Origin of the sequence: Mycobacterium sp. P7213 (assembly GCF_900604305.1) — a bacterium.
Classification (GTDB): Bacteria; Actinomycetota; Actinomycetes; order Mycobacteriales; family Mycobacteriaceae; genus Mycobacterium.
In genome coordinates, this window is sequence record NZ_UWOA01000015.1 from 81919 (window position 1) to 88862 (window position 6944).

Annotated in this window: 7 protein-coding genes; 1 reads left to right on the plus strand and 6 read right to left on the minus strand. The window is 67.1% G+C overall.

Annotated elements, in window-relative coordinates; translation table 11 throughout:
* Nucleotides 1-129 precede the first annotated feature (129 nt).
* On the minus strand, nt 130-1599 hold the full coding sequence (locus EJK91_RS21715; RefSeq protein ID WP_024443238.1) for a hypothetical protein: 1470 nt from the start codon (nt 1597-1599) through the stop codon (nt 130-132).
* Between the two features lie 98 nt (nt 1600-1697).
* Nucleotides 1698-3050 carry a PE-PPE domain-containing protein gene (locus tag EJK91_RS07895; protein WP_231384334.1) on the minus strand — a complete coding sequence of 451 codons (1353 nt, stop codon included), beginning with the start codon at nt 3048-3050 and terminating at the stop codon, nt 1698-1700.
* Nucleotides 3051-3252: 202 nt separating this feature from the next.
* On the opposite strand from EJK91_RS07895, the gene EJK91_RS07900 reads away from it, so the two are divergent.
* Nucleotides 3253-4029 carry an SDR family NAD(P)-dependent oxidoreductase gene (locus EJK91_RS07900; protein ID WP_024443240.1) on the plus strand — a complete coding sequence of 259 codons (777 nt, stop codon included), beginning with the start codon at nt 3253-3255 and terminating at the stop codon, nt 4027-4029.
* 100 nt (nt 4030-4129) lie between these two features.
* Here the strand turns inward: EJK91_RS07900 and EJK91_RS07905 are convergent, their stop codons facing one another.
* The 4 genes from EJK91_RS07905 to EJK91_RS07920 form a co-directional block, all read right to left on the minus strand.
* Nucleotides 4130-4513: a DUF4267 domain-containing protein gene (locus EJK91_RS07905; protein WP_024443241.1), complete on the minus strand. Its 384-nt coding sequence runs from the start codon at nt 4511-4513 to the stop codon at nt 4130-4132.
* Between the two features lie 36 nt (nt 4514-4549).
* On the minus strand, nt 4550-5269 hold the full coding sequence (locus EJK91_RS07910) for an NUDIX hydrolase (protein WP_024443242.1): 720 nt from the start codon (nt 5267-5269) through the stop codon (nt 4550-4552).
* A 47-nt stretch (nt 5270-5316) separates the two neighbouring features.
* Entirely contained in the window at nt 5317-5688 is a 372-nt protein-coding gene (locus tag EJK91_RS07915; RefSeq protein WP_024443243.1) for an STAS/SEC14 domain-containing protein, read from the minus strand.
* A gap of 150 nt (nt 5689-5838) precedes the next feature.
* Nucleotides 5839-6810 (minus strand): glycoside hydrolase family 6 protein, encoded by a 972-nt coding sequence (locus tag EJK91_RS07920; RefSeq protein ID WP_024443244.1) that lies wholly within the window; start codon nt 6808-6810, stop codon nt 5839-5841.
* Nucleotides 6811-6944: the final 134 nt, after the last annotated feature.

A 6944-nucleotide genomic window follows, 5' to 3' on the forward strand; every position in this document is an offset into this window, starting at 1 on the left:
TCCGTTGCAGATGTGTGACCACCTGCTCACAGCGGTGAGCCGGGAAGACGGCAGGAAAAGGCCCGACTGGGCCCTCGCGCGCGGAAATCGGCGCGGGACCCGGGTTCGCTGACGGGTTATGCGGCCGTGTTAGGGACGTACGCCGGGCGCACCGCCGACGCCTCCGGCGCCACCGGTGCCGTCGACGTTGGGCTCGCCGGGCTTGCCCAGTCCGCCGGGGGTACTTCCGGCGGAACCCCCGTTGCCGCCGTCGCCGCCGTCGCCGCCGGCACCGAGCGAACCGTTGCCGCCAGCACCACCGTTACCGCCGCGGCCACCAGAACTACCGGTCTGATCGGCCGCGGCACCGCCGTTTCCACCGTCACCGCCATTGGCGCCGACCCGGCCGCTGCCGCCGGCACCACCGACTCCCCCGGCACCGCCGTTCCCACCGGTCGTACCGAACCCGCCGGCCCCTCCCGCGCCGCCGTTGCCACCGTGACCGCCGGTGCCGAACGGGTTGGTCAGACCTGCGCCACCCGCGCCACCGGCGCCGCCGTCACCGTCGTCGCCGGCCTGGCCGACCGCGCCGAGCCAGCCGACGCCAGCGCCCGCAGCACCACCACGGCCGCCGTCACCGCCGTCACCGCCGTTACCACCGTTGGGCTGGCTGGCGGTGCCGACGCCGCCGGCCGCCCCCACTCCGCCGACCCCACCGGCGCCGCCGTTACCGCTGAAGCCCAAGAGCCACCCGGCATTACCGCCCACGCCGCCGTTACCGCCGGCGCCGCCGTTCAAAGCGGTCACATCGGGACCGTTGACACCGGCCCAGCCGGCGCCGCCGCGGCCACCGGTTCCGCCGAATCCCCAACCGGCCAGGGCGTCACCCCCCGCCCCACCGGTACCCCCGGCGTGCGTCACCAACGACGTGCCGTCGAAGGTGTCATGGAAGCCGGTACCGCCACGTCCGCCGACACCACCGTCGCCGAACCACATTCCGCCGGTACCGCCTTGGCCACCCGCACCGGCCTCGATGACCACGCCGCCCGGACCGACGTAGGCCGCGGCGCCCTGACCGCCCGCACCACCGTTGCCGAACAAACCGGCGTCGCCGCCGTCACCGCCCACGCCGCCGTTGACCCCGGCGACGCCGGCCGCACCGTCGCCGCCGTCACCGAATAGGAACCCGCCGTCGCCAAGGTTTCCCAGACCGAGCCACCCGAACAACGAAATGTTGGCACCGTTGAAGCCGTCAATGCCGTCACCGATCAGATACCGGCCGAACGTGAGCACGAACGGTGTGTTGATCAGGTCGATCAGGAGCTGGTTTCCGGCGTTGTGCAGGAAGCCCTCAAGGGCGTCGTGGACCGGGAGATAGAAGCTGTCCTGATAGAGCTGAGCCCAGTCAGCGGGTACGAACGGGTCGAAGTCGGCGCCCCCCGGGTCGAAGCTGGCAATGCCGATGTCTGCGAGATCGACGCCGACCGGGTTGACATCGGCCGTGTCGAACCAGGTTCCCGGGTCGAAGAAGTCGAAATCCGCCTGCGCCGACGGAGGTGTCGCCATGGGCGCCAGGGCGAGCGTCAAGGCCGCCGCGATACCGCCTGTCGCGCGACTCATCCGACCAGTTGCGCTGCGACCCGCACTGCGGCGTAGACGACGATTCATTGCGATTGACCTTTCTACGGCTAACCCGAACCAACGGGCCGAAGCTGAAATTAGGCGGGGATAGTCGTGTCGAGGCCGAAGAAATCGCCGATCCAGGACAAATCAGGATTCCCGTCAAAAAGAGACCCGAGGGAGCTCAGGAAATCCGGCGGGTCCCCGGCGTCGGTCGCCATCGCCGAACCGCCGAAAAGGCCGCCGAACAGCGGGGTGGGGTTCTGGATATCAAGAAACACGCGCTGGGCCGCGTTCCACAGCGTCGAGAACGGTTCCTGCTCCATAAACGAGCCCCAGACGTAATTCGCCGGGTCCTGCAGGGCACGAAATGCCGCCTGGACACCTTCCGACCAGGCACCACTCAGAGCGGCGTTGACCTCGGCCCAGCTGATGTTGCTCGGCAACAGGTCGAAACTGAACGACGTGAGCTCGTTGGCCGGCCCCTGGTTCCAGCCTTCGGTTAAGCTGCCGTAGCCCAAATTCACCAGGATGCGCAAGCTCGGTTCCAACAGGTCTGCCAGGGGGTTCCCCCAGACGGGATTCACCCGTAGCAGATCTAGCAACGGCAGCGAATCAGCGGGGATCACATAGTAATTGGTGAGACTGTCCCCGGTGGTCTCCAACTGAATTGCGTTGGCGATATCGTCGGCACCGACTCCGAAATAGCCGATATGTGTAGAGAACATGCCGACGACGGCATTGAGTGACGATATCAGGTTCAGCGGGTAACGGGGAAAGTCGGCGTAACCGTCATATTCCATCGTATAGACATCGGTGGTGAAGTAGTCCGGGGTCGGATGCCCAAGAGTCATCCCGTTCCAGAAGGTAAGGTCCCCGCCCCAGAAGTTCAGCAGCTGGAGCAGACCGCCGTTCGGGTTCGCGGAATTCCCCACGAGCACGAAATGAACATCCTCGGGCGCTACGCCCTCTTGGCGAAGCTGTTCCATCGTCATCGACGACATTGCCGAACTCTGCGAGTAGCCGAACACATACACCGGGTTGTCGGCGTTCACCTGCCCGGTGGCGATCTCCTTGTTGATTGCCTCAGCGAGGATCTGGGCGCCCTGGACCATCGAGATGTTGCCCGGAAAGTACAGCTGGGGGGTGAAGAGCGATTCCGCGGTTCCGGTAAAGCCATGCGACTGCAGGTACAGCAGGTTGGCAGCGTTGACGTAGCCATCCGACGGCAGCGGAATCCCGCTGCCGCCCATGACGAACCCGATGTCACCCGCGGTCAGCGTTACGTCCTGTGACACAGCGGCCGACGACCGGGCGGACAACGGCGACGCCGTGACAAGCCCTGCCATGCCGGCGAAGACGGCGAGAACGCTTACGACAGCGAGAACTACGCGACCACGGCGGAGCGAACGCCCCCCCTGCGGACCGGTCATCGCGACGACACCAGCCATGGAAACCCCTTGAAATGCCCTTCAACGCACCGCGGAACGCGGAACCCCACCCGAAATTAGATCACCCGCAACAGTTTTAGTCAGTAGTTCGGTAGAAAGCCAGCCAGATTGACATAACTGTGCTTATTGGGGCATGATAAAAAATCGGCCTTTCGGCTTCCCGAATCGTAGCGCGGAACACCGTCCAAGTAGGGTGTCATTCGTGGATATTAATGGAGCAAGCGCGATCGTCACCGGTGGCGCATCAGGAATCGGCGCGGCCACTGCCCGCCAGTTGGCCGACAGGGGCGCACGGGTCGTCGTCGCCGACCTGCAGGCGGACAAGGGCGAGGCGCTGGCCCACGAGATCGGCGGCGTGTTCGTGTCCGTCGACGTGACCAGCACCGAGCAGATCATCGACGCGGTCAACACCGCGACCGACCTGGGTCCCCTGCGGGCGCTGGTGAACTCGGCCGGTATCGGCTGGGCTCAGCGCACCATCGGCAAGGACGGCGAGTTCGAGTCGGCGCACAACCTCGACGCCTACAAGAAGGTTCTCGCCATCAACCTGGTCGGCACCTTCGACTGCATCCGGATCGCGGCCACCGCGATGAGCCGCAACGAGTTCACCGACACCGGCGAGCGGGGCGCAATCGTCAACATGACCAGTGTTGCGGCTTTTGACGGCCAGATCGGCCAGGCCGCTTACTCGTCGTCGAAGGGCGGCGTCGTGGGCCTGACCCTGCCGGTCGCCCGGGACCTGTCAGCGGCGGGCATCCGTGTCAACACCGTGGCCCCCGGTCTCATCGACACCCCGATTTACGGCGAGGGCGAGGCCTCGGAGGCCTTCAAGGCCAAGCTCGGTGAGTCCGTACTGTTCCCGCACCGGCTCGGCAAGCCCGAGGAGTTGGCGTCGATGGTGGTGGAACTGCTCACCAACTCCTACATGAACGCCGAGGTCGTCCGCGTGGACGGCGGCATTCGGATGCCACCGAAGTAGTTTTCGTCCCCGAGGTTGAGATTGCGTCCAGGGTCGCGGATACCGCGGAATGTACAGCCCTGGGCGCAATCTCAGCACCAAAGCGGACGCCCGGCACCATCTAGGGGTGTGCCGTAGCGGGTCGGCGCGTGGCACCCCAGAGCCCGACGCCGATGCCGACGATCGCTCCACCGAGGCCGATGATCTGCTGGCCGCGCTTGAGGTCGGCGTGCACGCTCATCCCGCCCAGCAGGTCGGCCGCGTCAGCACCACCGGACGCCAGAAACCAGCCGCGGGTGTCCCGGCCACACGCCGCCGCGTACAGCAACAGCCCCCCGATCAGAGCATCGCGGTAGCCCATCGACCGAAGCAGTAGGCGCGCGGACGGCCCCGGATCATCCGGCTCTCCCCACAGCCGGTTCGCCCGCAGCGGATCGACCAGAAACGAGATACCCGACGCCAGCCGGATACTGCCCGCGACCACTGCCGCACGGTCTTTGATCATGCAGCGCAGCCTAGGGCCCGGCGCCTGCGCCGGAACCTATTTCCAGGCGAATACCGGTTGCTCCAACTCGTCGACCCGGTCGCCTCGGCCTTCCAGGCACAACCATCGCAGTTGTAACAGCACCGCCCCGGTCGGCGCGTGGATGAGGTCATTGCCCAGCGGGATCTGCACGACCGGACGGGGACTCTGGGGAATGCTGACGAATCGCGGCGAGTCATCGCGCTGCAGCTGATGTAGCCCTACGCGGTAGACCGCCACCACCTCGGCCGGCGCGGGACGGAGATCGAGCCGCCCCCCGCCCCAGATCACCACCGGGCTGATGACGTATCCCGAGCGGGTCGGATAGTCGTCGAGCAGACCCAGCACGGCGGAGTCGGGCAGCCTGATGCCGACCTCCTCGTCCAGCTCGCGCAGTGCCGCGTCGACCGCGGTTTCACCGGGATCCAGGCGGCCACCGGGCAGCGCCCACTGCGCGGCATGCGAGGTGAGTCGAGAGGCTCTGCGACACAAGAGGAATGCAGCACCCCCGGATACGTCGACCATGCGACCGTCAAGACCAGCCTCGGGCATGGGCCGACCGGCGATCCAGTCGTCCACCGGCGCGGGGTCGGCCCGGTCTTCGCCGACTTCGGAGTCCACGATCACCACCGCGACCGCCGCGTTCCGCTTCGACGGGTCGGTCACGGTCCGGCGGGCGTGCCCGCCCAGATGCGTCCGGATCCGTTCGCGCAGCGTCTCGTCATAGCTGATCGTCACCGCTTGACCATACGACCGGGGCGTTGCCGTCGACGGTCACCCGCCGCTCAGCCGGCGGCCCATTCCTTGGCACGTTCGACGTCATCGAGACCGAACACCTTGAGCTCGCCGGGGATCATCCACTCCAGCGCATGCAGGACGTGGGCAACCCACTCCTTGTCGGAGACGATCGCGATGCGTTTGAACGCCGAGTGATGCGGCAGTACGGCGCCGAGACCGAGCTTGATGTCCTCGAGCAGCCCGCCGGGCCCGAATCCCTCGTAGTCGGAGTCGATGACCTCCACGATCCTGACATCGCCGCCGTCGCGCAGCAGGTCGTGCAGCGAGGGCTTGATCTCACGCAGTTCGTCGCCGCGCAGGCGCCCCGAAACACGAATTCCGGTCACTCCCTGCGGCATGTCCGGCAGCAGCTCGATCATGGGAAGACTCCCCTCTAGCCGATGCCGCCACTGTAGTCCGGCCTCGACCGACTATTCGAAGTCGTTGCCGTGGGACTGCTGTTCGCGAAGCCGGGTCGAGAAGGCCATCGAAGTACTACTACTTCGCGACCGGACGCTAGTTCTGCCCGGTCAGCCCGCGTTGCGCGCCAGGTTGATGGCGTACTCGCTGACGAAATGTCCCGCGGCGGGTTCGCCGGAGCCGCAGCTGCCGTCGGACTCCCCGACCCGCTTGACCCACAGGTAGGCGTCGGCGTGCTGCCCGGCGGTGTTGGCGGTCGGCGGCGTGCCCAGCGCCCGTCCACTGGGGTTGCACCAGTAGAAGGGATCGCCTTCGGCCGGGCCGGCACCGTTACGGGAGGTGTCGATGACGTAGTGCGCGCCGCCGGTCATCCCCGAGATCTCTTCGCCGTAGCCGATTTCCTCTTCGGTGGTGAAGTAGTTCGTGGAGTTCAGGGCGAAACCGCGCGCACGCCCCACACCGGCCTGGTTGAGCCGGTTGGCCATCTCTCCGGCGCTCACCCATCGCGAGTGCCCGGCATCGACGTAGACGGCCGTGGCCGGGTTGCGGCCCAGCGTGTCGACGGCGTAGCTGATCAGGTCGAAGCGCTCCTGACGTGCATCACCGGAGAGGCAGTCGGCCATTGCGAGCGCGTCGGGCTCGAGGACGATCGCGGCCGGGTTGCCGCCGATCCCGTCGGCGACGCTGTCGATCCAGGCCCGGTAGGACGAGCCGGAGGAGAATCCGCCCGCGGCGTAGCTGCCGCAGTCACGGTGCGGGATGGCGTAGAGCACCAGCACCGGCATTGCACCGGCCGCGGCGGCCGCGCCGGTGTGCCGGGCCACCGTGGAGCCGACAGATCCCACCCCGAACGCCTGGTCCAGCCAGTACGCCTGAGGGGTGTTGGCCACCCGCGCCAGCTCGGCGCTGTCCGGCTGTGCGTTGGAGGCATGCATCGCCTTGGAGATGGGGTCGACATAGAAGGGCATGCCGCCCAGCGGGTTGTCACCGTCGGCCTGGGCGACGCCCGCGCCGGCCAGGGCCGCAACGGCAAGGAGGGGGGTGAGACAGCGCGCGACCGCGCCAAACGCTGAGGGGATCACAGGCAAAAATTACCTTATGGCCGAGCCGAGGTCACAAGACGGTCACGATCAAGGCCGGAGCGCTCAACCGAGCAGCGCGTCGACGAACGCGCCCGGCTCGAAGGGGGCCAGATCATCGGGCCCCTCCCCCAGCC

Coding starts and splice junctions, on each gene's coding strand:
- EJK91_RS21715 (WP_024443238.1), bottom strand. CDS start 1,599: ATGAGTCGCGCGACAGGCGGTATCGCGGCGGCCTTGACGCTCGCCCTG.
- EJK91_RS07895 (WP_231384334.1), bottom strand. CDS start 3,050: ATGGCTGGTGTCGTCGCGATGACCGGTCCGCAGGGGGGGCGTTCGCTC.
- EJK91_RS07905 (WP_024443241.1), bottom strand. CDS start 4,513: ATGATCAAAGACCGTGCGGCAGTGGTCGCGGGCAGTATCCGGCTGGCG.
- EJK91_RS07915 (WP_024443243.1), bottom strand. CDS start 5,688: ATGATCGAGCTGCTGCCGGACATGCCGCAGGGAGTGACCGGAATTCGT.